This window comes from Actinomadura monticuli, assembly GCF_041463655.1.
Classification (GTDB): domain Bacteria; phylum Actinomycetota; class Actinomycetes; order Streptosporangiales; family Streptosporangiaceae; genus Spirillospora; species Spirillospora monticuli.
Genome location: NZ_JAXCEI010000006.1, coordinates 197,499 through 220,886, shown reverse-complemented (window position 1 = coordinate 220,886; position 23,388 = coordinate 197,499). Strand labels below are relative to the sequence as shown.

At 72.5% G+C, this 23,388-nt stretch carries 22 protein-coding genes and 1 pseudogene; 8 read left to right on the top strand and 15 right to left on the bottom strand.

What is annotated here, in order from left to right; translation table 11 throughout:
* Positions 1-37: 37 nt before the first annotated feature.
* The 3 genes and pseudogenes from mptB to SM611_RS15585 form a co-directional block, all read right to left on the bottom strand.
* Positions 38-883: pseudogene (gene mptB / locus SM611_RS15595) on the bottom strand (polyprenol phosphomannose-dependent alpha 1,6 mannosyltransferase MptB); the annotation flags it as partial.
* Positions 884-963: 80 nt separating this feature from the next.
* Positions 964-1,707, bottom strand: a complete 744-nt coding sequence (locus SM611_RS15590; RefSeq protein ID WP_371950251.1) for a glycosyltransferase family 2 protein — start codon at positions 1,705-1,707, stop codon at positions 964-966.
* Positions 1,708-1,849: 142 nt separating this feature from the next.
* Positions 1,850-2,185, bottom strand: coding sequence for an STAS domain-containing protein (locus SM611_RS15585; protein ID WP_371950250.1), 336 nt, complete (start codon positions 2,183-2,185; stop codon positions 1,850-1,852).
* A 222-nt stretch (positions 2,186-2,407) separates the two neighbouring features.
* On the opposite strand from SM611_RS15585, the gene SM611_RS15580 reads away from it, so the two are divergent.
* Positions 2,408-2,773: a hypothetical protein gene (locus tag SM611_RS15580; protein WP_371950249.1), complete on the top strand. Its 366-nt coding sequence runs from the start codon at positions 2,408-2,410 to the stop codon at positions 2,771-2,773.
* A gap of 21 nt (positions 2,774-2,794) precedes the next feature.
* On the opposite strand, the gene SM611_RS15575 is transcribed toward SM611_RS15580, so the two are convergent.
* Together SM611_RS15575 and SM611_RS15570 are read right to left on the bottom strand one after the other, a co-directional pair.
* Positions 2,795-3,910, bottom strand: coding sequence for a sensor histidine kinase (locus SM611_RS15575; RefSeq protein WP_371950248.1), 1,116 nt, complete (start codon positions 3,908-3,910; stop codon positions 2,795-2,797).
* Positions 3,897-4,616: a response regulator gene (locus SM611_RS15570; RefSeq protein ID WP_371950247.1), complete on the bottom strand. Its 720-nt coding sequence runs from the start codon at positions 4,614-4,616 to the stop codon at positions 3,897-3,899. The genes SM611_RS15575 and SM611_RS15570 overlap by 14 nt, the downstream gene beginning before the upstream one ends.
* A 214-nt stretch (positions 4,617-4,830) precedes the next feature.
* On the opposite strand from SM611_RS15570, the gene SM611_RS15565 reads away from it, so the two are divergent.
* Positions 4,831-5,001, top strand: a complete 171-nt coding sequence (locus SM611_RS15565; RefSeq protein ID WP_371950246.1) for a hypothetical protein — start codon at positions 4,831-4,833, stop codon at positions 4,999-5,001.
* An 85-nt stretch (positions 5,002-5,086) separates the two neighbouring features.
* Positions 5,087-6,643: a long-chain-fatty-acid--CoA ligase gene (locus SM611_RS15560; RefSeq protein ID WP_371950245.1), complete on the top strand. Its 1,557-nt coding sequence runs from the start codon at positions 5,087-5,089 to the stop codon at positions 6,641-6,643.
* A gap of 69 nt (positions 6,644-6,712) precedes the next feature.
* Here the strand turns inward: SM611_RS15560 and SM611_RS15555 are convergent, their stop codons facing one another.
* The 4 genes from SM611_RS15555 to SM611_RS15540 form a co-directional block, all read right to left on the bottom strand.
* A complete protein-coding gene (locus tag SM611_RS15555; RefSeq protein ID WP_371950244.1) occupies positions 6,713-7,591 on the bottom strand; it encodes an endonuclease/exonuclease/phosphatase family protein in 879 nt (292 codons plus the stop codon).
* A 180-nt stretch (positions 7,592-7,771) separates the two neighbouring features.
* A complete protein-coding gene (gene tuf, locus SM611_RS15550; protein ID WP_371950243.1) occupies positions 7,772-8,956 on the bottom strand; it encodes an elongation factor Tu in 1,185 nt (394 codons plus the stop codon).
* Positions 8,957-9,046: 90 nt separating this feature from the next.
* Positions 9,047-9,217, bottom strand: a complete 171-nt coding sequence (locus SM611_RS15545; protein WP_371950242.1) for a hypothetical protein — start codon at positions 9,215-9,217, stop codon at positions 9,047-9,049.
* 53 nt (positions 9,218-9,270) lie between these two features.
* Entirely contained in the window at positions 9,271-10,578 is a 1,308-nt protein-coding gene (locus tag SM611_RS15540) for an MFS transporter (protein WP_371950241.1), read from the bottom strand.
* 34 nt (positions 10,579-10,612) lie between these two features.
* Between SM611_RS15540 and SM611_RS15535 the strand changes: the two genes are divergently transcribed.
* A complete protein-coding gene (locus SM611_RS15535; RefSeq protein ID WP_371950240.1) occupies positions 10,613-11,821 on the top strand; it encodes an arginine deiminase in 1,209 nt (402 codons plus the stop codon).
* Between the two features lie 375 nt (positions 11,822-12,196).
* Here the strand turns inward: SM611_RS15535 and SM611_RS15530 are convergent, their stop codons facing one another.
* The 4 genes from SM611_RS15530 to SM611_RS15515 form a co-directional block, all read right to left on the bottom strand.
* On the bottom strand, positions 12,197-12,742 hold the full coding sequence (locus SM611_RS15530; protein ID WP_371950239.1) for an ATP-binding protein: 546 nt from the start codon (positions 12,740-12,742) through the stop codon (positions 12,197-12,199).
* Positions 12,743-13,113: 371 nt separating this feature from the next.
* Positions 13,114-15,111, bottom strand: a complete 1,998-nt coding sequence (locus tag SM611_RS15525) for a PAS domain S-box protein (RefSeq protein ID WP_371950238.1) — start codon at positions 15,109-15,111, stop codon at positions 13,114-13,116.
* 85 nt (positions 15,112-15,196) lie between these two features.
* A complete protein-coding gene (locus SM611_RS15520; RefSeq protein WP_371950237.1) occupies positions 15,197-16,606 on the bottom strand; it encodes a purine-cytosine permease family protein in 1,410 nt (469 codons plus the stop codon).
* Between the two features lie 168 nt (positions 16,607-16,774).
* Positions 16,775-17,110 (bottom strand): rhodanese-like domain-containing protein, encoded by a 336-nt coding sequence (locus SM611_RS15515; RefSeq protein WP_371950236.1) that lies wholly within the window; start codon positions 17,108-17,110, stop codon positions 16,775-16,777.
* 88 nt (positions 17,111-17,198) lie between these two features.
* Between SM611_RS15515 and SM611_RS15510 the strand changes: the two genes are divergently transcribed.
* Positions 17,199-17,618, top strand: a complete 420-nt coding sequence (locus SM611_RS15510) for an SSI family serine proteinase inhibitor (RefSeq protein WP_371950235.1) — start codon at positions 17,199-17,201, stop codon at positions 17,616-17,618.
* A 158-nt stretch (positions 17,619-17,776) separates the two neighbouring features.
* Here SM611_RS15510 and SM611_RS15505 read toward each other — a convergent pair whose 3' ends face one another.
* Both SM611_RS15505 and SM611_RS15500 read right to left on the bottom strand, forming a co-directional pair.
* Complete coding sequence (locus SM611_RS15505) at positions 17,777-18,661, bottom strand: LURP-one-related/scramblase family protein (RefSeq protein ID WP_371950234.1); 885 nt, start codon at positions 18,659-18,661, stop codon at positions 17,777-17,779.
* Between the two features lie 99 nt (positions 18,662-18,760).
* Positions 18,761-19,624 carry an Fpg/Nei family DNA glycosylase gene (locus SM611_RS15500; RefSeq protein WP_371950233.1) on the bottom strand — a complete coding sequence of 288 codons (864 nt, stop codon included), beginning with the start codon at positions 19,622-19,624 and terminating at the stop codon, positions 18,761-18,763.
* A 188-nt stretch (positions 19,625-19,812) separates the two neighbouring features.
* Here SM611_RS15500 and SM611_RS15495 point away from each other — a divergent pair, with 188 nt between their 5' ends.
* The 3 genes from SM611_RS15495 to SM611_RS15485 all read left to right on the top strand — a co-directional run bounded on the left by SM611_RS15495 (position 19,813) and on the right by SM611_RS15485 (position 23,357).
* Positions 19,813-20,019, top strand: a complete 207-nt coding sequence (locus tag SM611_RS15495) for a heavy-metal-associated domain-containing protein (protein ID WP_371950232.1) — start codon at positions 19,813-19,815, stop codon at positions 20,017-20,019.
* Between the two features lie 62 nt (positions 20,020-20,081).
* The gene (locus SM611_RS15490) at positions 20,082-21,020 is read left to right on the top strand and encodes a DUF8832 domain-containing protein (protein WP_371950231.1); all 939 of its coding nucleotides are present in this window, start codon (positions 20,082-20,084) and stop codon (positions 21,018-21,020) included.
* Between the two features lie 27 nt (positions 21,021-21,047).
* Positions 21,048-23,357, top strand: coding sequence for a heavy metal translocating P-type ATPase (locus SM611_RS15485; protein WP_371950230.1), 2,310 nt, complete (start codon positions 21,048-21,050; stop codon positions 23,355-23,357).
* Positions 23,358-23,388 lie beyond the last annotated feature (31 nt).

The window sequence follows — 23,388 nt, the reverse complement described above, 5'->3', positions numbered from 1 at the left end:
CCATGTTGCTCGCCTCGCGGACCTGGTCGAGCGCGTGCGGCCCGGCGAGCGCGTACGAGGCCGCGATGACGGCCAGGGCGCCGCCGGCCAGCGCGACCAGGCCGCCGAGCGAGCGCCGGCTCCGCGCCCGGACCAGCGTCCAGGCGGGGCCGCCCGCGACGAGCACGGCCGGCAGCTTGATCGCGGCGCCGACGCCGGCGAGGGCTCCGGCGGCCAGGGCGCGCACCCAGCCGGCCCGGTGCCCGAAGACGGCGAGCGCCGCCACCATCGGCGCGATCGCGAGGACGTCGTTGTGCGCGCCCGCGACCAGGTGGAAGAGCACGAGCGGGTTGCACGTCCACAGCAGCGCGGTGCGGAGCCGCCGCTCCTCGCTCCGGGACGTCCGGTAGAGGATCAGCGCCGTCACCGCGAACGCGAGGACGTTCACCACCGACATGACGAACACGGTCAGCCGGACGGAGCCGTCACCCGCCCAGGCGGCGACCGCCTGCACGCCCGTCGCGATCGGCCCGTACACCGACGGCGTCGTCCGCCACTCCTCGGGCGCCCCGGCGACCGGGTCCCTGGGCAGGTCGTCGGCGCTGGTGGCGTACGGGTCGTGGCCCGTCGCCGCCATCCGTCCGTAGGAGGCGTAGTTCAGGTGGTCGGTGGACCCGACCGGCGGCATGCACATGAACGCGACCGCCGCCAGCAGCCCGGCCGCGACCAGCGCCCGCGCCGGGACGCGCCAGCCCTTCCGGACGGCGGCGAAGCACAGCCCGAGGCCCGCGGTGCTCGCGACGATCCCCGCGACGACCAGCCCGATCACCAGGTACGGCGACGGGTGGACGGCCAGCGCGTACGGCGGGTGGGCGCGCGATCCCTCCAGTTCGGGCTGGAACACCGACGGACCGAGGAGGGCGGTGCCGAGGAAGCAGGCGATGCCGGTCCCGAGGCCCCACAGCCCGCCCGTCCCGAGACGGGTCACGGGCGGCTGCCACGCGCCCGGCCGAGCCGCCGCGCCACCGCCGGCTCGCGGACGGCGAGCGCCCGCGCCACGTCCCGGAACTGGCGGCCGCGATGCAGCTGGGCCCGCCAGTCGGTACCGGTGGCGCGGTGCGCCAGCGGCACCTCGACCTCCCGCACCCGGAACCCCTGCCGCAGCAGGTCGATGGTGAGGGCGGTCTCGACGCCGAACCCGGCGGCGAGCGGCAGCGCCGCGTCGAACGCGGCCCGGGTGAGGCAGCGCTGGCCGTTGAGCGGGGCGTCCGGCTCCCAGCCGGTGGCGCGGCGGATGCCCTCGCGGGACAGCCGCACGACGAAGCCGTGCCCGCCGAGCTTCACCGTCGTGGTGAACACCGCGATCGTCATGTCGGCGTCGCCGGCCCGGACGGGTTCGACGAGCGGCGCCGCCTCGCGGGCGGTCTCGGCGAGGTCGGCGTCGAGGAAGAGCAGGTGGCGGGGCTGGTCGCGGCCGTCCGCGTCGATCCCGTCGAGCAGCCGCACGGCCTCGGCGCCGCTCTCCATCGCGGCGCCCTTGCCGCGGTTGCGGCTGTGCCGCACGACCCTGGCCCCGGCCTCGCGGGCCACCCGGCCGGTCGCGTCGGACGAGCCGTCGTCGACCACCACCACGAGGGCGGCGCCGGGCAGCTCCTGCGCGGCCTTGACCGTGGCCGCGATGCGGTCGGCTTCGTCCTTGGCCGGGATGATCACCGCTACGTCCTGCATATCGGCGATGGTAGTCGGGGACGGGCGCGCGGCGCGGCTCGGCACGGCATGCGGCGGCGAACCGTTACCGGCGCGCCGACGCGGCGACCCCCGGGGTTCATCCCGCGGGCCGCCCCAGTTCGGCGGGACGGATGTCCGGCGGTCAGCCGGCGTCCAGGACGGGCGCCGCCTTGGTCACGGTGAACACGGTGTCGAGCCCGGTGACCTGCAGGATCCGCCGCACGGCGGGACGCGGGGCGGCCAGCTCCAGCGAGCCGCCCTGCTCCTTGAGCCGCTTCATGGCGGAGAGCAGCACGTTCATTCCCGTCGAGTCGCAGAACTCGACGCCGCTCATGTCGACCACGATGCGGGTGGCCTGCTCGCGAAGCAGCCCCGCGAGGGCCGCCTGCAGCCTGGGCGCGGTGTACAGGTCCAGCTCGCCGGTCGCCGTGACGACGGCGTGACCCCCTTGAGACGCGGTCGAGACGTTTAGCTCCACGTTCGGCACACTATCTCGGGAACGGCACGGGAGCCAGGCGGTTCGCCAAGTCCCCTGTGGCGTGGGCGTTTCCGGGGCGTGTCGCCGCCTTGCCAGTCCCGCACGCTTTGATAACTACGTATGGTGATGACCCGGTTTCGGGTGCGGCGCCGCCTCGGCGCCGGTCGCGCGATCTCCCCGGTTCCCCTCTCACGGGGCCCGGGAGTGAGAGAGGCTGAGCACGTGCAACAGAAGGCCGATCCGAGAGAGACGCGGCTGCGCGAGCGCCTGGAGGCGATCCGGGCGCGGTCGGCGAAGTCGAGCTCGTGGCGGACGTCCACCCAGGTGCTGTCCCGGCTGGTGAACCGCAGCGGCTTCGTCCCCGTCCGGACGCGGCTGTCCCGCGAGGACCTCGCCTTCCTCGCCGGCGCCCGGGAGGAGGTCCTCGCGTTCGCCGACCTCGGCGTCCGGCTGCTCGACCTGCACCGCCCGCAGGAGGCCGGCGGCATCACCAGCGATCCCGAACGCCCCATCCGGCGCTGCCGGGCCTGCATGTCCCGCTGGCCCTGCCCCACCTTCCGCGCGATCGCCGAGTCCGTCGACCCCTGAGCGGCCGGGCGGCCCGCGCCCTCAGGCGGTGAGCGGCAGGCGGACCTCGAAGCGGCAGCCGGGGCCGTCGTTCGCGACGCCGATGCGTCCGGCGTGCGCCTCGACGATGCCGCGGGCGATGGCGAGGCCGAGGCCGGCGCCGCCGCCCGGGGTGCGGGCCGCCTCGCCGCGGAACGCCACGTCGAACACGCGCGGCAGGTCGTCCTCGGGGATGCCGCCGCAGGCGTCGGCCACCGTCACCCGCGCCTCCCCGCCGCGCACCTCGCCGATGATCTCGACGGCGCCGTCGCTCGGCGTGTGCCGGATCGCGTTGACGACGAGGTTGCGGAGCGCGCGGCCCAGCTCGCCCGCGTCCACCTGGACGGGCAGGCCCTCGCGGACGTCGCCGCGCAGCCGCACGCCCTTCGCGCGGGCGAGCGCCTCGGTGCCCGCGACCGCCTCCGCGACCAGGTCGGCGAGGCCGACCCGCGCGCGGGACAGGCGCAGCGCCCCCGCGTGGATCCGGGACAGCTCGAACAGGTCGTCCACCATCTCCGTGAGCCGCTCCACCTCGACCCGGATGCGCCCGTGGTAGCGCCGGACGGTCCGCTCGTCGGCGACGACCTCGTCCTCCAGGGCCTCGGCCATCGCGCGCAGGCCGGCCAGCGGGGTGCGCAGGTCGTGGCTCACCCAGGCGACCAGCTCGCGGCGGCTCGCCTCCAGGGCCTGCTCGCGCTCGTGGGACGCGGCCAGCCGGTCGTAGGCGGCCTCCAGCTCCCGCGACAGCTCGGCCAGCTCGGCGGGCAGCCGCGCGGCCGGCGGCCGGAACCGATCGGCGCGGACGGCCTCCACGAGCGTCCGGTTCGCGGCCACCAGGCGGCGCCCGAGCAGCACCGACACGGCCATCGCGACCAGGCCCGCGGACGTCACCACCGCGAGGACGACCGACCGGTCATGGTCGTTCAGCACCATCATGAACGAGATCACGAGGATGCCGGAGATCGTCGCCAGCACCGTCGCCACGCCCACCACGGTCAGCTGCGTGGCGACCGAGCGCCCGCGCAGCCCGTACAGGGCGGCGAGCGCCACGGCCGCGACGGTGAACGCGGCCAGCACCGCGTAGAAGACGACCCAGAGGAGATCTTCAAAGGGGATCATTCGTCGCCTTCTCGACTGGTTCGTAGCGGTAGCCGACGCCCCACACGGTGACGATGCGGCGCGGCGCCGTCGGATCGTCCTCGATCTTCTCGCGCAGCCGGCGCACGTGGACGGTCACCGTGGACGAGTCGCCGAACGTCCAGTCCCAGACGCGTTCGAGCAGCTCGTCGCGGGTGAACGCCTGCCTCGGGTGGCGCAGCAGGAACGCCAGCAGATCGAACTCGCGGGACGTGAGCGCGAGCCGCGCGCCGTTCAGCCCCGCCTCGTGCGCGCCGACGTCCACGACGAGGCCGCCGTCGCGCAGCGGCCCGGACGGCCCGGCCGGGACCAGCGCGCCGCGCGCCCGGCGCAGCACCGACCGCACGCGCAGCGCCAGCTCGCGCGGGCTGAACGGCTTGGTCACGTAGTCGTCGGCGCCGGTCTCCAGCCCGACGAGCCGGTCGGTCTCCGTGCCGAGCGCCGTCAGCATCACGATCGGGACGGCCGAGGTCTCGCGGAGCCTGCGGCACACCTCCAGGCCGTCCATGCCGGGCAGCATCAGGTCGAGGACGACGAGGTCCGGAGGGTGGTCGAGCGCCCTGCGCAGCGCGGCGGGGCCGTCGGCGACGCAGATCACCTCGTGCCCGTCGCGGGCCAAGTAGCGGGCGACGACCTCCGCCACGGTCGGGTCGTCGTCGACCACCAGGACGCGGCCGGCGGGGCTCACGGATTTCACTCCCTCACGCTAGGCGGCGGCCGGCGTTCCCGCGCGTCCCGTCACCACCTCGTAAGAAGTCGTGCCGGCGCCCGTCCCTGAAACGGGTCAGGGTGCGCCCTCGGGGTGCGTCAGGGTCGGGCTCCGCCGGACGGCGGGGACGAGCGCGTCCAGGGTCGTCCCCAAGGGTGATGCCCTCGGCGGGGACGCCGCATACGGTGGAGGCATGGGTAAGACGATTCTGACCATCATCGGTGTTGTGCTCGCGGTGTGGCTGGCCATGACGGTGGTCGGCGCCATCATCTCGATGCTGAAGTTCTTCTTCTTCATCGGACTCGTCGCCGTCATCGTGGTACTCGCCGTGACCGCCGTGTCCAAGATGTCCAAAAGCCACTGACAAGCAGCTCATTCCCCTTGCGGGGCGTCGCCGGTGACCGCATGATGCCGGAATAACCAGGCGGTCATCGGCGAAGGGACACACCGTGCCGGGTCTGACAGAGGTTCTGCGCGAACGCGCGCGCTCACATCCCGATCGCATCGCGTACGTCGCGGGCGACGCACAGATCACGTTCGGAGACTTCGACCGGCGCGCCGACCAGGTCGCCAACGCGCTCTCGGCCGCGGGCGTGGGGTACGGCGACCGGGTCGCGATCCTCGACAAGAACTCCCTCGAATACGCCGAGCAGCTGTTCGGCGCGGCGCGCATCGGCGCCGTCCAGGTCCCGGTGAACTACCGGCTGGCCCCCGACGAGGTCGCCTACATCGTCAACAACGCGCAGGCGAAGGTCGTCATCGTCGGGCCCGAGTTCGTCCCCGTCCTGGACGCGGTCGCCGGCAAGCTCGAACACACCACCCACATGGTGGTCATCGGCGGCTCCGGACACGCCTACGAGGACTACGCCGCCTGGATCGACGGGGCGCCCGACACCCCGCCCGACCACGAGCCCGAGACCTCGGACGTGTTCGTCCAGCTGTACTCGTCCGGCACGACGGGCCTGCCCAAGGGCGTCATGCTCACGCACGACAACTTCTTCGCGTCGCTGAGCGTGACCACCGACGTGTGGGACATCGACGACACGTCGGTGCTGATGGTCGCGATGCCGATGTACCACGTCGCGGGCAACGTCCTCACCGTGTCCGCCGTCTACAACACGATCACGGGCGTCATCGCGCGCGAGCCCGACCCGACCCTGATCGCCCACGCCATCGAGCGGAACCGGGTCACGCACATCTTCCTCGTCCCGGTCCTGCTGCAGTTCATGCAGCTGATCCCCGAGGTCGCCGAGTGCGACCTGTCGAGCCTGCGGCTCATGCTGTACGGCGCGTCCCCGATCAGCGAGGACGTGCTGCGCGGCGCCATGCGGATGCTGCCGAACACGCGGTTCATGCAGGTGTACGGGCTGACGGAGGTCACCGGCGCGATCACGATGCTGCCCGCCGACGACCACGACCCGGACGGCCCCAACCCGCACCGGCTGCGCAGCGCGGGGCTCGCCAACTCCACCACCACTCTCAAGATCGTCGACCCGGCGACGCAGGAGGAGGTGCCCCCCGGGCGGGTCGGCGAGATCCTCTGCCGGACCCCGCAGAACATGAAGGGGTACTGGGGGATGCCGGAGGCGACCGCCGCCGCGCTGTCCGAGGACAACTGGTTCCGCACCGGCGACGCCGGCTACCTCGACGAGGACGGCTACCTCTACATCCACGACCGGGTCAAGGACATGATCATCTCGGGCGGGGAGAACATCTACCCGGCGGAGGTCGAGAACGTCCTGATGAGCCACCCGGACATCTCCGACTGCGCCGTCATCGGCGTCCCGTCCGAGCGCTGGGGCGAGACCCCGAAGGCCATCGTCGTGCTGACGTCGGACGTCTCCGAGAAGGAGATCATCGACTACTGCCGCGAGCACCTGGCCCACTTCAAGTGCCCGACCTCCGTCGAACGCCGCGACGAGATCCCCCGCAACCCCACCGGCAAGATCCTCAAGCGCGAGCTCCGCGCCCCCTACTGGCAGGACGAGGACCGCGGGGTGCACTAGAGGGGTTCACCGGGACCGCGCACGGGGCCGCCGGGCCGGGTACGCCCCGGCGCCGGCGGCCTCGCCGGTTCAGTTGAAGCGGACCTCGGCGGACATGGGGCGGTGGTCGGACGCCTTGGTGGGGTTCGCGGGGACGCTGCAGGAGGCGGTGGCCGACTTCGTGATGAACAGGTAGTCGGTCTTCTCCACGGCGGTGCCCTGCCAGTTCTGCCGGGTCATCGCGCCGGTGCGGGACGAGCCGGACTGGTCGCACTCGGCGTAGGCGCCGTAGAGCGGGTCGAGGGCGGGGCTGTCGGGGCTGTCGGCGAAGTCGCCGCCGAGAAGGACGCGGCCGCCGCCGGCGAGGGTCGCGAGCGCGCGGGCCTCCTTCAGCCGCCAGTCGCCGCCCTCGGACGGGCTGAGCTGCGTGACGCACACGCGGGTCGTCCAGGAGGGGACCTCGCCGCACAGGGCGACGCGGGCCCGGCCGGCGGGCGCGGGGAGCTTGGCCTGGCGGGGCTCGGTGAGCGGGGCTTCGGTGCCGATGGCGACGCCGGACCGGCCCTGGCCCTGCGCGCAGGCCGCGCCGCCGGGGGACGCGGCGAACGCCCACGTCCAGGTGGCCATGGTCTTCTTGAAGGCGCGCACGTGGCCCTCGCAGACCTCCTGCAGGAGGACGGCGTTGGTCTTGACCTTGCGCCCGCCGACCTCGGTGGCGCGCGTCCGCTGCACGACCTGCTTGGTGAGCTTCGCGGGCGCGGCGCCGGACGGGCAGCCGGGGACGCCGCACACGTTCCAGGTGACCGCGTTGACCGTCACGGCGGCCGGGGGCTCGGCCGCCCCGTCGGCGTGGGCGGAGTCGCCGCCGCCCGGTAGGCCCTCGATGGTCGCGCCGGTGGCGGCCGCGGCGACGACCGCGGCGGCGGCGCAGACCGAGAGCAGAGGGATCAGGGCGCGGGGGGATCGCACACGTTCTCCAGAAAGGGGCTATCTGCGGGGGTAATGCCGGAATCCCACCACATCAAGATCGCATTCGCCAGTGCTTCGCGACCATGCGGTCACTCATGATGGGACTTTTCCGGCGTCCTCAAGGCTAGGGGGCCCGGCGGATGCCTCCGCCGGGCCCCCGCCCCGCGGCCGATCGGGCCGCTAGCCGATCAGCTCGGTGACCGTGCCGGCGCCGACCGTCCGGCCGCCCTCGCGGATCGCGAAGCCGAGCCCCTCGGTCATCGCGACCGGGCGGCCCAGCTCGACGGCCATCTCGACGGTGTCGCCGGGCAGCGCCATGCCGCCGTCGCCGCCGAGGTCGACGCCGCCGACCACGTCCGTCGTGCGGAAGTGGAACTGCGGCCGGTAGCCGTGGAAGAACGGCCTGGACCGTCCGCCCTCGCCGGCGGTCAGCACCCGGACCCGCGCCCGGAACCGCAGGTGCGGCCGGATCGCGCCCGGCGTGCTGATCACCTGCCCGCGCCGGACCTGGTCCCGCTTGACGCCGCGCAGCAGCATCGCCGTGTCGTCGCCGGCCTCGGCGCGGTCCATCGTCTGCCCGAACGTCTCCAGCCCCGTCGCGACGGAGCCGAACGTGTCGCCGAGCCCGACGACCTCGACCGCGTCCCCGACCCGGATCGAGCCCTGCGCCACGACCCCGGTCACGACGGTGCCGCGCCCGGTGATCGTGAGGACGCTCTCGACCGGCAGGAGGAACGGCTCGTCCAGCACCCGTCGCGGGACGGGCACGTAGCCGTCGATCGCGTCGAGCAGGTCGCCGATCCGCGCCGTCCAGTACGGGTCGCCCTCCAGCGCCCGCAGCCCGGACACGCGCACGATCGGCACCTCCTCGCCGGGGAACCCGTACTCGGACAGCAGGTCCCTGACCTCCAGCTCGACGAGGTCGAGGAGCTCGGTGTCCTCGACCATGTCGGCCTTGTTCAGCGCCACCACGATGTGCTCGACGCCGACCTGCCGCGCGAGGACGACGTGCTCCCGCGTCTGCGGCATGGCCCCGTCCTGCGCGGACACCACGAGGACGGCCCCGTCCACCTGCGCGGCACCGGAGATCATGTTCTTCATGTAGTCGGCATGGCCTGGCATGTCGACGTGGGCGTAGTGCCTGGTCGCGGTCGCGTACTGGACGTGCGCGGCGTTGATCGTGATGCCCCGGTCGCGCTCCTCGGGGGCGCGGTCGATGCGCTCGAACGGCACCGCGGACGCCAGCCCGCGCTCGGCGAGCACCTTCGTGATCGCCGCGGTCAGCGTCGTCTTGCCGTGGTCGACGTGCCCCATCGTCCCGATGTTGATGTGGGGCTTGTCGCGCTCGTAGACCTGCTTCGCCATCGTCGTCGTCCTCACTGGTGGATCCGGTGAGAACCCGTGCTTGCGACACCCCCCTCCGCTGGTTCTCCGGAGGGGCTGGACGGAGAGGGGTCAGCTTCGGACGAGCGCAGCGAACCGGGGGGTGTGGGGGGTCGTCCCACCACAGGCGACCCGCAGGCCGCCGGCGACGACCGCGTCCGCTGCGGCTGCCGAGAAGGCAGCCGGCACCGCGCTCAGCGGGCTGATGCCCGCGAGCGTCCTGGTGCCGGCTGCGAAGAACATGCTCCGCACCCTACGGACCGCCGCGCGCCGAGTCGACCGGTTTTCCACCGCGGCTATCCGCGCGGGCCGGCGCTCGACTCGTCCGGCGGAACGCGCAGAAGGAGGAAACCGGCCGCCGCGCCCGCGAACTGAAAGGCGGCGATCGCCAGGACCAGGCCGACGGGGCCGATCGCGTCCGCCGCGGCGGCCGTCAGCGCGGCGCCCACCGCCGACGCGCCGATCTTGAGGCTGCCTCCCGTCGTGTTGACCTGGCCGAGCCGGTCCGGCGGCGACTCGCGCTGCCGGAGCATCAGCGTCGCCGCGAACACCGGCCCCTCCGAGATCCCCGCCGCGACGAACGCCGCCGTCGCCCACGGCATCGACGGCGCCACGGCCAGCGCGGCGAGCGACGCCCCGAACGCGACCAGCCCGGCGAGCATGACCGGCTCCGCGTGCTTCGGCGTGAGCCACCGGCTGGACGCGAGCGACCCGATCAGCGACCCGACCGCCAGCGCCACGAGCAGCCGCCCGCCCGCGCTCGGCGCGGCCCCGATGTGCTCGGCGAGCAGCACGGCCGTCACCGCGACCCCGCCGAATCCCATCCAGGCGAGGGTGGTGGCCACGGTCAGCGCCCGCAGCACCCGCCCCTCGGCCAGCACGACGAGCCCGCCGGTGATCACCGAGAACCACGGGCCGGCCCGCGGCGTCCCCGCCTCCGCCTGGGCGGACGAGGCCATCTCCGCCGTGCTGCCCGCGTCCGCCCCGGCGACGCCGACCGCGCTCGCGGCCTTCGGGGGCTCCTCGTCCGGGGTGACGTCCGGGCCGGGGAAGGGGAGGAGCGGCAGTGCCAGCAGGCCCAGCACCCCGGCGGCGACCACGGCCGTGCCCGCGTACTGTCCCCCGGCCGCCCCGGCGAGCGCGGCGGCCAGACCCGGGCCCGCGATCCCGGCGAGGTTGTAGCTGGACGCCTCCAGGCCGTAAGCCCGCGACAGACGTCCGGCCGGGACGAACCGGGGCAGCAGACTGGTCAGCGCCACGACGATCGGCTCGGTGCAGCCGATCACGGCGGCGACGCAGAGCGCGAGGACCAGGGGCGAGCTTCCCGCCATCGCCAGCAGCACGCCGGTCGCGAGGGCGTAGCAGGCGGCGAGGGCCACCGCGACGGTACGCGGTCGCGCCACCCGGTCCAGCGCGTTGCCGATGATCGGGCCGCTGAGCACGTACGGCAGCGTCATGGCGGTCTGCAGGTATCCGGCGGTGGCGGCGTCGCCCGTCCGCGCCTGGACGGTCAGGACCAGCGCCGTCGCGACGCCCTCCGCCGACACGCGCAGCAGCGTCGCCGACGTGAGGTGAAGCGGCAGCGCCGCCGTCCTCCCGATCACTCCCGCATGGTGGCACACGCTTAGACTGCGAAGCGTGACGGCAGCGAAGGCAGTGCACGAGCACCGGGTCACCAGCGAGGTCGGACGGCTGCGGACCGTCCTGCTGCACCGTCCCGGCGCGGAGCTCAAGCGGCTCACCCCGCGCAACAGCGACAAGCTGCTGTTCGACGCGATCCCGTGGGCCGGCCGCGCCCAGGAGGAGCACGACGCGTTCGCTGAGGCCCTGCGCTCGCGCGGCGTCGAGGTCCTCTACCTGACCGAACTGCTGCAGGACGCGCTGGAGTACGAGGCGGCGCGCGATCAGGCGATCGCCGACGCCATCGTGGACCTCCGCCTCGGCGACCAGCTCCGCCGCATCGTCGAGGACCACCTGCGCGACCTCGACCCGGAGAACCTCACCCAGACGCTCATCGGCGGCCTGGCCCACGAGGAGCTGAAAGCCGGGCACGGGCTCGTCTACCGCCTCATGGACACGCTCGACTTCATCGTCGACCCCCTGCCCGGCCTGCTGTTCACCCGCGACAACAGCACCTGGATCGGCGACCGCGTGGCGGTGACGAGCCTCGCCATGGAGGCCCGGCGCCGCGAGTCGGCCCTGACCGGCCTCGTCTACGCCCACCACCCGCGCTTCGCCGGGGTCGAGCCGGTGTACTCGCCGTCCCTGGAACACGTCGAGGGCGGGGACGTCCTCCTCCTGGCCCCCGGCGTGATCGCGGTGGGAACCGGCGAGCGGACGACCCCCGCCGGCGTGGAGCGCCTGGCGCGCCAGGTCTTCGCCGCCGACCTGGCGCACACCGTCCTGGCGGTCCCGATCGCCCAGGAACGCGCGACCATGCATCTGGACACGGTCTGCACCATGGTCGACGTGGACACCGTCGTCATGTACCCGCCGGTCGCGCACTCCCTGATGGCCCACAAGGTCACCCTCGCCGACGGCGACCTGCGCGTCTCCGAACCACGCCCCTTCCTGGAGGCCGCCGCAGAGGCGATGCGAGTCGACCGCCTGAAGGTCATCGACACCGGCCTGGACCCGGTGACCGCCGAACGCGAGCAATGGGACGACGGCAACAACACCCTCGCCGTAGCCCCCCGCCTATGCGTCGCCTACGAACGCAACATCGAGACGAACGCCCAACTGGAGGCGTCCGGCATCGAGGTCATCCGCATCAGCGGCAGCGAACTGGGCACCGGCCGAGGCGGCCCCCGCTGCATGTCCTGCCCCACCCTCCGCGACGACATCTGACCCGCCGGTTCGCACACCCATAACGCGGTACAGAAGGACGCGGCAGCCGGTGCGGGCGCGCTGACATCGACCGGCGGCCGAACACCCGCAAGCCGCGAGGTGATCGTCCGTAAGCCGAGGTCGCGGGGAGCGGGACGTTGCGATCGCGTCCGAAGGCAGGTTTCGAGCCTGCGAGAAACCTGATCGCGCAGTGAGCCGCAAGGCGAGCCGAAGCGATGCAGCGATCGCACTTTGCTCGTTGAAGGAGGCCCCCCGGGCCGACGCCGAGAGCAAAGAAATATAAACAGCTCGGGCGGTGTCGACGGGGGCACGACAGCGCCCGAGCTTGGGAGGACCATACAAGGTAGGGCGGGGTTCCTTCCAGGCGGGGTCCTCTTACGCCGGATATGCCCTACTTGTAGCCGTTTCATTCCTGGTTTCGCGGCACAGATCTTCGTCCGTGTCGTCCAGGAGGTCCGGGAATTCGGCCAGATCGGGGACGACGGCGTGCATCCCGGCGGGGGCGGTACGTCCGGTGTCGCCCGATGACCTGGGAGTGCGCAGGACGGCCCAGACCGTCGTGGCGCCTTCCTCGTGGCGCACGCCCCAGCCGTCGGACAGGGCCTCGACGATGCCGAGCCCGCGCCCGCCGAGCGAGGAGAGCGTGCTCGGGCCGCGCCGCGGCTCGGTCATGGCGCCGCCGTCGCTGACCTCGAGTTCGAGGACGTCGCCGCGCCGCAGCCAGCAGACCCTGACCTGGCCGCACGGCAGCGGCCTGGCATGCCGGAGGGCGTTGCTGATGAGCTCGCTGACGATGACGCTCGCATCGTCCACGACGGACTCGTAGACGCCCGAGTCGACCAGCTCCGAGCTGAGGCGCCTGCGGGCGACCGCGACGCTGGACGGCGCGTGTGGCAGCAGTACGACGCTCGACGCCCTCACCTCCCCGTGGTTCCGTTTACTCGGACGAGTCCCGTCACCGCTCTTCCGGTACGACCGAAATGCCCTGATGGCCGTGACCGGAAACCCGGCCGATTCAGTTCATCACCAGCACAACGAGTCACCGGCCGTCCGGTCACGGTGATCACCCCCGGAGCGGAATCTCGTCGCCAACGGCAACCATCAAAGGATCTATCCAGCCAACGGCGGACTTACTCCTCACGCACGCGTTTCGTCCGTCACACGCCGCGGTCACCGTACTTTCTCGCACCAGCCCAGGTTGCCACCCGTTGAGACCGCAAAACGCCCAGGTCACAACGGTCTCACCCGGTCGCACCCGAGGCAGTGTCGTCACGGTGAGTGACCACGGCGGGTCATTCGGCGCTCCGCAGCACGAGGCGCATGCAGGTTCCGTCGCCCGCACGCGCGCCACCTGCGGGTCCGCGGCCGGCCGCGGACTGGAGAAGCGTGTTCGGACGGTGAGTGGCCCGTTCCATTTCGGCTCCTTCACGGCCTATCGAAGCCTTGCCGATGTGAGTGTGATATCTCTCACGTTCTGCGGAATGGGCTGAGATTCTCCCGCCTTGTGCTTCTGTGAGCCGTTTGACGATGTACAGGCCGAGCCCGATGCCGCCGAAACGCCGGCGGTCGCCGGACTCGCCCTGGACGAACCGCTCGAAGATCCGCTCATGGTCGCCGGCGGGGATGCCGATCCCCTCGTCCTCGACCGTCACGACGATGTCGGCGCCCTCGCACTGGGCGCGGACGCTGACCGTCCCGCCGTCCGGTGAGTACTTGAACGCGTTCTCCAGGAGCTGCCCGAGAACGATGTCGGTCGCCATCGCGTCCCCCCGGCAGGACGGCAGGCCGGGCGCGATCTCCAGCTCCACGCGGTGCAGGGGCGACAGGGACCGGAACCCCGCGACGACCCCTTCCAGAACCCGGGTCAGGTCGAACGACTCGATCGTCACGGCCAGCTCGTCGGCGCCCGCGCGCGAGCCGAGGAGGAGGTGCTCGACGAGGCGGCCGAGGGACTGGGCGCGCTCGGCGATCGTGGCGACGGCCGCGCGGCGGTCGCCGTCGACCATCTCGTCCCACCGGTTGACCAGCGTGGACGCGAAGCCCTGCACGACCGTGATGGGCGTGCGCAGCTCGTGGCTGGTGGTGGCGAGGAACAGGTCCTTGGCCTCCTCCAGGGCCTTCGCCTCGGACACGTCGCGGAAGTCGACGACCAGCTCGCCGGTCTCCTCGATCTCTGCGGCCAGCACGTTCAGCCACGTCCCGGACTCCAGCCGGAACGTGAGCATCTCGCCGAGCGCGGGCATGCCGAACGCCAGCGGGCGGCCGATCGCGTCCTGCGGCGGGATGCCGGTGAGGGCGTGCGCCGCCGGGTTCCACTGCCGGACGACGAGGTCCTGGTCGAGCACCGCGATGCCGTCGGCGCTGGAGTCGATCACCGCGCGCTCGTGCGCCCGCTGCCGGACGACCTCCGCGTACGCGACGGCGTTGCCGACCGCGACCCCGGCGTGCCCGGCGAGCAGTTCCAGCAGTTCGAGCTCGGTGTGTCCGGCCTTGCTGCCGGAGAAGAGCGCGTAGAGCGCGCCGTACGGCCGGTTCTGCAGGTAGGACAGGCCCAGCGCGATCGTGTGCAGACCGGGCAGTTCAGACCAGATCAGGTCGCTGAGCCGCTGCTCTCCGGTCGCGAGCTTGACCGTCTTGCCGGACCGCAGCAGTTCGCCGACCAGGCTCGTCCGCAGCTCCGCCGCCCGTCCGCGCATGTGCTCGGGCAGCCCGGACATGCTGACCAGCCGCAGCCGGTCGCCCTCGATCCGGACGAACCCGGCCGCGTCGGCGCCGGTCAGCTCGATGAGCGCGGCGGTGATCCGGTCGAGGACGACGCCGAGGTCGAGCTCGGCGTTCAGGTCGGCGATGATGTCGTTCAGCCGCCGGACGAGCCGGGCCCGCTCGGCCATGTGGTGCTGGACGATCTCGTCCTCCTCGACCGGGTGGTACACGCCCACCCAGCCGAGCAGCGTCCCGTTCGGGTCCTTCAGCAGGCTCGTGTCGATGCGCACGTCGATGAGGCGGCCGTCCCGGTGGAAGCGGCGGGTCGCGATCGAGATCTGGCCGCTCTCGCCCTCGCCGGCGGGCCGGGTGAGGAGCCGTTCCTGGACGGCGTTGTGCTCGGCCTTCAGCTCGTCCGGGACGATCGGCGGAACGCGCCCGGCCATCTCCGCGGCGCTCCAGCCGAACATGCGCTCGGCGGCCGGGTTCCACACGGTCACGCGATGCCGCTGGTCGACGGCCACGATGGCGTCGGCGGCGCTCTCGATGACGGCCCGCGCGATCGGATCGTGGACGTGCTGGTACACGCCTGTCATCGTGCCACCGGACTCCGGCACGCCGCCGGGTAACTTGCATCGAAAGTTGCCACGTGAACCTTACCTTTTGGTAAGGCTACCGCCTGGTAATCCGCCCGATGAGGAGGGCCGCGACCGCGGCGACCAGGAACGACAGCAGCGAGGCGCTCATCCAGCTCTGCGGAGCGAAGTGCAGCACGTCCCGCACGTCCCGCCAGAACCCCGCCCAGCGCGCGACCGTGCCCGGGTTGATCAGCTGGTAGACGACGAACCCGACCGCCCAGGCCGCGATCATCCCCCACCGCGACGGCGCCCGCCGCGACACGTCCCACCCGTCCAGCCGTGCCGCGGCCTCCCGCCCGGACGGGGATTCCGCGTCCGCGCCGGACGGGGCGGCGGCGCGTGCGCGGCGGCCGAGGAAGAAGTCGGCCGCCAGGACGCCCAGCATCGGGACGAAGACCGAGCCGATCAGGGTGAGGAAGCCCGCGTAGTCGCCGATGTCCAGGACCAGCGCGAGGACGGTGATGCCGGCGCCGAGCAGGACGCTCAGCACGCGGCGGTCGGCGCGCGGGAACAGGTTCTGGATGGACACGGCGGTCGAGTAGGTGTCGGCGAACGACTGGTCCGCCTCCCGCAGCACGAAGATCGCGAAGAAGACCACGCCGAGCGTGGCGCCGAGGAAGGGGTCGAAGATCCGGGTGCTGTCGCCCGCCACCAGCGCGAGCGCCAGCAGGCCGAGGACGTAGGCGACGATCTGCGTGACCGAGTAGCCGACGGACGCGGCGCCGAACGCCGCCCGTTCCGTCCGGGAATGCCGGGTGTAGTCGGCGGCGACCGGCACCCAGGAGATCGACACCGCCAGCGCCGCGTCCGCCCCGATCCAGAAGCCGCCCCACGACCCCTGCGTCAGGTCGGGCAGCGGCTGCCGGACGAGTTCGACATAGAAGTAGACGAGCGCGATCGCCACCGCGACCGTCACGTAGCGGCGCAGCAGGCGGACCGAGCCGAGCGGCCAGATGGTCAGCACCGTGGTGATCGCCCCGGCGGCGACCACGTAGCCCCAGCGCGGCACCCCGTCCCACAGCTCGCGGGCCGCGTCCGCGATGACGATCAGCTCGAACGTCCCCCAGCCGACGAGCTGCGCGACGTTCAGGACCGTCGGCGCGTACGACAGCCGCGCGCCGAACAGGCCGCGCAGCAGCACCATGGCAGGCTGGCCGGTGCGCGCGCCGGGGACGGCGGCGAGACCGAGCATCAGCCCGCCGATGGCCGTCCCGACGGCCATCGCGACGATGCCCGCCGTGATCGAGATGGTCGGCCGCCCGTCCGCGCCCGGCGCGAGGACGGTGTAGGCCCCGGAGAAGGCCAGAAGGCTGACCCCGAGGTTGGCCCAGAACGCGCTCTGGTCCCAGAACCCGAGGACCTTGGGGGCGGGTTCGTCGAGGGTGAAGGGGGCCTCGTTGCTCGGGCGATCGCCCGCAGGGCGCTTCTCGACATCGGACGTCACGGGACGCACACTCCCTACGCCGGCATTACCCGGACAGGTTCCTGCGGTCGGCGACGCCCTGGAGGCCGCCCTCTCAGCCCGGCTTGTGGCCCGAGCTCCCGCGGTTATCGGTCGGTCCCGATCGTACAACCGCCCGTCATCCCTCAAAAGAGGGCATACAGGGTGAGGTCAGGCGACGAACGGCGGGCCGTCGCCGGCGCCCTCCATCGGCCGCCCGGCCTGAGCCCAGCCCTGCATCCCGCCGTCGACGTTCCGCGCCAGCCAGCCCGCCTGGTTGAGCGCGACCGTCACCTGCGCGGACCGCGCGCCCGACCGGCAGATCACGTAGACCTCCCGGTCGCGGGGGATCTCACCGGCGCGGTCGCCCAGCTGCCGCATCGGGATGTGGACGGCCTCGGGCGCGTGGCCCGCGTCCCACTCGTCCTGCTCCCGGACGTCCAGCAGGTAGCCGTCCTGCGGGACGTCCGCCGCGACCACGGCCGGTACGTCTTCCCCGAAATTCATCACACCCCCATGGAACCGCGCGAACCCGCCCCGCGTCGAATCACGCATGCGGTATCGGACGCTCCTTTTCGCAGCGCCCGGGCTGGCCATGCTCCTGAGCCTGGCGGCCTGCGGCGACGAACAGGCCAACGGAAACCCCGCCGCGGAGCCCTCGGGCACCACGTCCGTGCAGCCCTCCGGCACCTCGGCGGAATCGCTCACCATCACCGTCAGGGCCTCCGCGGAGGCCCCCGCCACGTCCTGGAAGCTGACCTGCGATCCTCCAGGCGGCACCCATCCGAAGGCCGCCGACGCGTGCGCGGCCCTGACCAAGGCCAAGGAACCCTTCAAGCCCGTCCCCAAGGACGCGATGTGCACCAAGATCTACGGCGGTCCTGAGATCGCCACGGTCAAGGGCACCTGGCAGGGCAAGGACGTCGACACGAAGTTCACCCGCCAGGACGGCTGCCAGCTCCACCGCTGGACGCAGGTCGCTCCCGTCTTCGGCGAGGTCCCGAAGGTCCGCTGAACGAGCCATCCCCGTTCCGGCTCCGTTCACCGCCACAGGCCCCGGCTTCCCGGCCGGGGCCTGTGGCGTTCACGGCCTCCGGGTGCCGGGGGGCACCGGGTGACGGCGCCGAGGGGCCTTGGCGGCGCCGCCATCCGATGCGGTCTCCATGGGGCCGCCTAGAGCCAGCCGCCGATGCTGCGGTTCTGGGAGACGGCGGTGTCGAAGGCCAGCGGGCAGGCCAGCAGCAGCGTGCGCATCGGTTCCGCCTGCTGGGCGTACATCCGCAGGACGTAGCGGTCGGCGCCGGTGAACATCTGGGAGAGCAGCTCGCCCATGCCGTCGAAGCCGCGCTGGATGCGGGCGATCTCCTGCTGCTGCCAGTCGGTGACCCGGCCGCTCAGCAACTCGTAGTAGCCGATCTGCTGCTCCTGGGCGGTGAGGATCTCCCAGCCGCGCATCGCGCGCTTGCGCAGGTGGCCGATGAGGCCGCCCTGCGCGGTGAGCACCTGCATCCTGGGCGTGCCCATGAACCCGTACGGCTTGTAGAAGTGGAAGTACGGCATGCCGTCGGGACGGTAGATCGTCAGCTTGCGCTCGGCCTTGGTCTGGCTGGCCTGGTTGATGACCCGGAACGCCTTCTTGGCGCCGCTCACGCCTTCTTCCCGGACGTGGGCGGCGGGCTGCCCCTGCGGGCTCCAGATCGTGTAGTTGGCCTCGGTCGAGAAGAACTGCGCCGGCTGGTCGTAGACGAGGATCGGCGAGGCGTAGATGTCGGGGGCGGCATGCTGGGGCACCTGCTGCTGCGGGTAGCCCGCCTGCTGGGGCGGGTACCCCTGCTGCTGCGCATACCCCTGGGGCGGATATGCCTGCTGCTGCGGATATGCCTGCTGCGGTGGCGGGTAGCCGCCCTGCTGCGGCGGAGGCCCGTACCCGGGAGCGGGACGTCCGGGCGCGTACGGCTGCGCGGGCGGGGCGCCGTGCTGGTATCCGCCGTAGCCGGGGGGCGGTGGGCCGTAGCCGGGGCCGCCGGGAGCGGCGGGTGGGGGTGGGGGGTATCCCATGACGGCTCCTGAGCGAGGCGATCACCGGGGTTGTCTCGCGACACGATACGCCGCCTCCCCGCGCCGTCCCGGCCGGGCGGGCCCTTCACCCGGGGCGGCTCACTTGAGCAGCCGGGACATGCGGCGGTCGGCGAGGGGCTTGCCGCCAGTCTGGCATGTCGGGCAGTACTGCAACGCCGAATCCGCGAACGACACCTCCCGGATCGTGTCGCCGCAGACCGGGCATTTCTGGCCGGCCTTCCCGTGCACGCGGAGCCCGGTCTTCTTCTCGCCCTTGAGGTCCTGGGCCTCCAGGCCACGCGAGCGCTCCACCGCGTCCCGGAGGGTGGTGACGATCGCCTCGTGCAGGACGGCGACGTCCTCCTCGGTCAGCGACACGGCGATCTTGAAGGGGGACATCTTCGCCGCGTGCAGCACCTCGTCGGAGTAGGCGTTGCCGATGCCGGCGATCACCTTCTGGTCGCGCAGCAGCCCCTTGATCTGGGTGCGCTTGCCGCCCACGATCCCGCCCAGGGCCGCGGCGGTGAACGTGTCGTCCAGCGGGTCGGGGCCGAGGGTGGCGACGCCGGGCACGTCCGACGGGTCGCGGACGACGTAGACCGCGAGGCCCTTCTTCGTCCCGGCCTCGGTGAGGTCGAAGCCCGAGCCGTCGTCCAGGTGGACGCGCAGGGCGAGGGGGTTCTTGCCCCCGGGCCGGACGGGCCGGGACGGGATCTCCTCCCGCCAGCGCAGCCAGCCGGCGCGGGCCAGGTGGATCACGAGGTGGAGCCCGTCGACGTCCAGGTCGAGGAACTTGCCGTGCCGGGCGGCGCCGGTGACGGTGAGCCCGCCGAGCGCGGTCACCGGCGGGTCGTAGGTCTTCAGGGCGGAGATGGCGAGAACATCGACGCGCGCGATGACGTGGCCGACCACGCGCTCCCGCAGGAACCCCGCCAGCGCCTCGACCTCAGGTAGCTCAGGCATGCCACCAGTATCGGCGAAACGGGCGACAGGTCGTCCACAGGGCTGTGGACGCCTGTGGAAAACCCTGGCGAGCGTGTGACCGGGATCTCGAAATAACCCATAGGGGGTACCGGTTGCCAGAGGCGAAGCGTTATGACAGCATGAGGATCGTCAGATACCCCCCAGGGGTAACAGCGAAGGAGACGCCGATGAGCACCGCCACCTACACCGTCACCGGGATGACCTGCGGCCACTGCGTGAGCTCGGTCACCGAGGAGGTCGAGCAGATCGCCGGCGTGACCGCCGTCGACGTCGACCTGAAGACCGGGAGGGTCACCGTCACCAGCGAGACGCCCCTCGACGACGCCCGGGTCAAGGACGCCGTCGAAGAGGCCGGCTACCAGCTGCAGTCATGACCGGCGCGCGCCCCCGCACCCAGGGGGCGCGCCCGGACGCGCATCGAGTGGAGTGAATCGGCATGAACAGCGCGACCAAGGTGGGGGCGTACGCCCTGGGCCTCGCGGTCGTCTTCGGCGGCGCCGCCGGGATCGGCAAGGCGGCCGGGCCCATCGGCGGCACCGCGGAGATGACGTCCCATGAGGGAGACGGCGGCGGGCACGACAGCGGCGGCGCCACGACGCGCACCCCGGGCGGCCTCCAGGTGTCCGAGGAGGGCTACACGCTGACCCCGCGCAAGACGACCTTGACCCCCGGCAAGAAGACCGACTTCCGGTTCACCATCGACGGACCGGACGGCAAGCCCGTCACCGGCTTCAAGCCCCTGCACGGCAAGCGCCTGCACCTGATCGTCGCGCAGCGCGACCTGTCCGGCTTCCAGCACCTGCACCCGACCGAGATCGGGGGCGGCGTGTGGACCGTCCCGATCGAGCTGCCGAAGCCCGGTGTGTACCGGTTCTTCACCGACATCCAGCCGGACGGCGCGACGCGGCAGCTCACCCTCGGCACCGACGTCATCGCCCCGGGCGACCTGCGGCGCACGCCGCTGCCGAAGCCCGAGCAGGTCGCGAAGGTGGACGGGTACGAGGTCGCGCTCGCCGGCGGCCTCACTCCCGGCAAGTCCAGCGAAATCACCCTCACGGTGAGCAAGGACGGCAAGCCGGTCACCGACCTGCAGCCGTACCTGGAGGCGTACGGGCACCTGGTCGCGCTGCGGCAGGGCGACCTCGCCTACCTCCACGTCCACCCGGACGGGGAGCCGGGCGACGGCAAGACGAAGCCGGGCCCCGGCATCACATTCTTCGTCGAAGCGCCCAGCACCGGCGCATACCGTCTGTACCTGGACTTCAAGCACGGTGGCGAGGTCCGCACGGCCGAGTTCACCGTCCACGCCGGCGGCGCCGTGCCACCGGCCGAAGAGCCGGAGCCCGGGCATGACGACCAGCCCCACACGCACTGACCGCACGATCGAGGCAGAGGAGGAGCGATGAGCACGGACACCGCGTCCGGGCATATCGAGCTGGCGATCGGCGGGATGACGTGCGCGTCGTGCGCCAACCGCATCGAGCGGAAGCTCAACAAGATGGACGGCGTGACCGCGACGGTCAACTACGCCACCGAGAAGGCCAGCGTCGAGTTCTCCCCGGCCGTGTCGCCGGACGAGCTGATCGCCACGGTCGAGAAGGCCGGCTACAGCGCCGAGCTGCCGGCGGCGCCCGCGGAGGGCTCGGAGGGCGCGGAACCGGAGCCGGACGACGGGCTGCGCCCGCTGCGTCAGCGGCTGATCACCTCGGTGGTCCTGTCGGTGCCGGTCATCGCGCTGGCGATGATCCCGGCGATCCAGTTCGACGCGTGGCAGTGGCTGTCGCTGACGCTCGCCGCGCCGGTCGTCGTGTACGCGGGCTGGCCGTTCCACCGGGCCGCGGCGATCAACCTGCGGCACGGCGCGGCGACCATGGACACGCTGATCTCGCTCGGCACGATCGCGGCGTTCGGCTGGTCGCTGTGGGCGCTGTTCTTCGGCACCGCCGGCGAGATCGGGATCAAGCACGGCTTCGAGTTCTCGATGACCCGCTCGGACGGGTCGATGAACATCTACCTCGAGGCCGCCGCCGGCGTGACCATGTTCATCCTGGCCGGACGCTACTTCGAGACCCGCTCCAAGCGCCGCGCCGGGGCCGCCCTGCGCGCCCTGCTCGACATGGGCGCGAAGGAGGTCTCGGTCGTCCGGGACGGGCGCGAGGAGCGCGTCCCGGTCGACTCCCTCTCGGCGGGGGACGTGTTCGTCGTCCGTCCCGGCGAGAAGATCGCCACGGACGGGACGGTCGAGGAGGGCTCGTCCGCGGTGGACGCGTCCATGCTGACGGGCGAGTCGGTCCCGGTCGAGGTCGGGCCGGGCGACACCGTGGTCGGCGCGACCGTCAACGCGGGCGGACGCCTGCTGGTCCGCGCGACCCGCGTCGGCGCCGAGACCCAGCTCGCGCAGATGGCGCGCCTGGTGGAGGAGGCGCAGACCGGCAAGGCGCAGGTGCAGCGGCTCGCCGACCGGATCTCCGGGATCTTCGTCCCGATCGTGATCGCGCTCGCGGTCGGCACGCTCGGCTTCTGGATCGGCACCGGCGAGCCCCTCGCGGGCGCGTTCACCGCCGCGGTCGCCGTGCTGATCATCGCCTGCCCGTGCGCGCTCGGCCTCGCCACCCCGACCGCCCTCCTGGTCGGGACGGGACGCGGCGCGCAGCTCGGCATCCTGATCAAGGGACCGGAGGTGCTGGAGTCGACCCGCGCCATCGACACGGTCGTCCTGGACAAGACCGGCACGGTCACCACCGGCCGCATGGCCCTGGTCGACGTCGTCACGGCGGACGGCGTGTCCGAGGCCGACGTGCTGCGCCTGGCGGGGGCGCTGGAGAACGCCTCCGAGCACCCGATCGCCCAGGCGATCGCCAAGGGCGCGCTGGAGCGGACCGGTGAGCTGGGCACGGTCGAGGACTTCGCGAACGTCGAGGGCCTCGGCGTCCAGGGGATGGTGGACGGCCACGGCGTGCTCGCCGGACGCCCGCAGCTCCTGGCGGAGTGGTCGCAGCACCTGACGCCCGCTCTGGAGGCCGCCATGCGGGAGGCGCAGTCGCTCGGCCGCACCGCCGTCGCGGTCGGCTGGGACGGCGCGGCCCGCGCGGTGATCACGGTCGCCGACCAGGTCAAGCCGACCTCGCGCGAGGCGATCGAGCGGCTGCGGGCGCTCGGGCTGCGTCCCGTCCTGCTGACCGGCGACAACGAGACGGTGGCCCGCACGGTCGCGGACGCGGTCGGCATCGACGAGGTGATCGCCGAGGTCCTGCCGCAGGACAAGGTGGACGTCGTCAAGCGCCTCCAGTCCGAGGGCCGGACGGTCGCGATGGTCGGCGACGGGGTCAACGACGCCGCCGCGCTCGCCCAGGCCGACCTCGGCCTGGCGATGGGCACCGGGACGGACGTGGCGATCGAGGCGTCCGACCTGACCCTGGTGCGCGGCGACCTGCGGGCGGCGGCGGACGCGATCCGGCTGTCGCGCCGCACGCTCGGCACGATCAAGGGCAACCTGTTCTGGGCGTTCGCCTACAACGTGGCGGCCCTGCCGCTGGCGGCGACCGGCCTGCTGACCCCGATGATCGCCGGCGGGGCGATGGCGTTCTCGTCGGTCTTCGTGGTCAGCAACAGCCTCCGCCTGCGTCGCTTCAAGGCGCTGACCGGCGCCCCGGACGGCTCCGCCCCGGCGACCGCCGAGCCGGGCCGCCGGGAGGTTCCGGCGGCGAGCTGACCCGCATGCGAGCGCGCGGCCCCCGGCGCGG

What these genes read in the sequence shown, in the direction of transcription:
- SM611_RS15510 (WP_371950235.1), top strand. Translation starts at nt 17,199, where the DNA reads ATGCTCCTGAGCCTGGCGGCCTGCGGCGACGAACAGGCCAACGGAAAC.
- SM611_RS15485 (WP_371950230.1), top strand. Translation starts at nt 21,048, where the DNA reads ATGAGCACGGACACCGCGTCCGGGCATATCGAGCTGGCGATCGGCGGG.
- SM611_RS15490 (WP_371950231.1), top strand. Translation starts at nt 20,082, where the DNA reads ATGAACAGCGCGACCAAGGTGGGGGCGTACGCCCTGGGCCTCGCGGTC.
- SM611_RS15495 (WP_371950232.1), top strand. Translation starts at nt 19,813, where the DNA reads ATGAGCACCGCCACCTACACCGTCACCGGGATGACCTGCGGCCACTGC.
- SM611_RS15505 (WP_371950234.1), bottom strand. Translation starts at nt 18,661, where the DNA reads ATGGGATACCCCCCACCCCCACCCGCCGCTCCCGGCGGCCCCGGCTAC.
- SM611_RS15515 (WP_371950236.1), bottom strand. Translation starts at nt 17,110, where the DNA reads ATGAATTTCGGGGAAGACGTACCGGCCGTGGTCGCGGCGGACGTCCCG.
- SM611_RS15590 (WP_371950251.1), bottom strand. Translation starts at nt 1,707, where the DNA reads ATGCAGGACGTAGCGGTGATCATCCCGGCCAAGGACGAAGCCGACCGC.
- tuf (WP_371950243.1), bottom strand. Translation starts at nt 8,956, where the DNA reads ATGGCGAAGCAGGTCTACGAGCGCGACAAGCCCCACATCAACATCGGG.
- SM611_RS15575 (WP_371950248.1), bottom strand. Translation starts at nt 3,910, where the DNA reads ATGATCCCCTTTGAAGATCTCCTCTGGGTCGTCTTCTACGCGGTGCTG.
- SM611_RS15545 (WP_371950242.1), bottom strand. Translation starts at nt 9,217, where the DNA reads ATGTTCTTCGCAGCCGGCACCAGGACGCTCGCGGGCATCAGCCCGCTG.
- SM611_RS15565 (WP_371950246.1), top strand. Translation starts at nt 4,831, where the DNA reads ATGGGTAAGACGATTCTGACCATCATCGGTGTTGTGCTCGCGGTGTGG.
- SM611_RS15500 (WP_371950233.1), bottom strand. Translation starts at nt 19,624, where the DNA reads ATGCCTGAGCTACCTGAGGTCGAGGCGCTGGCGGGGTTCCTGCGGGAG.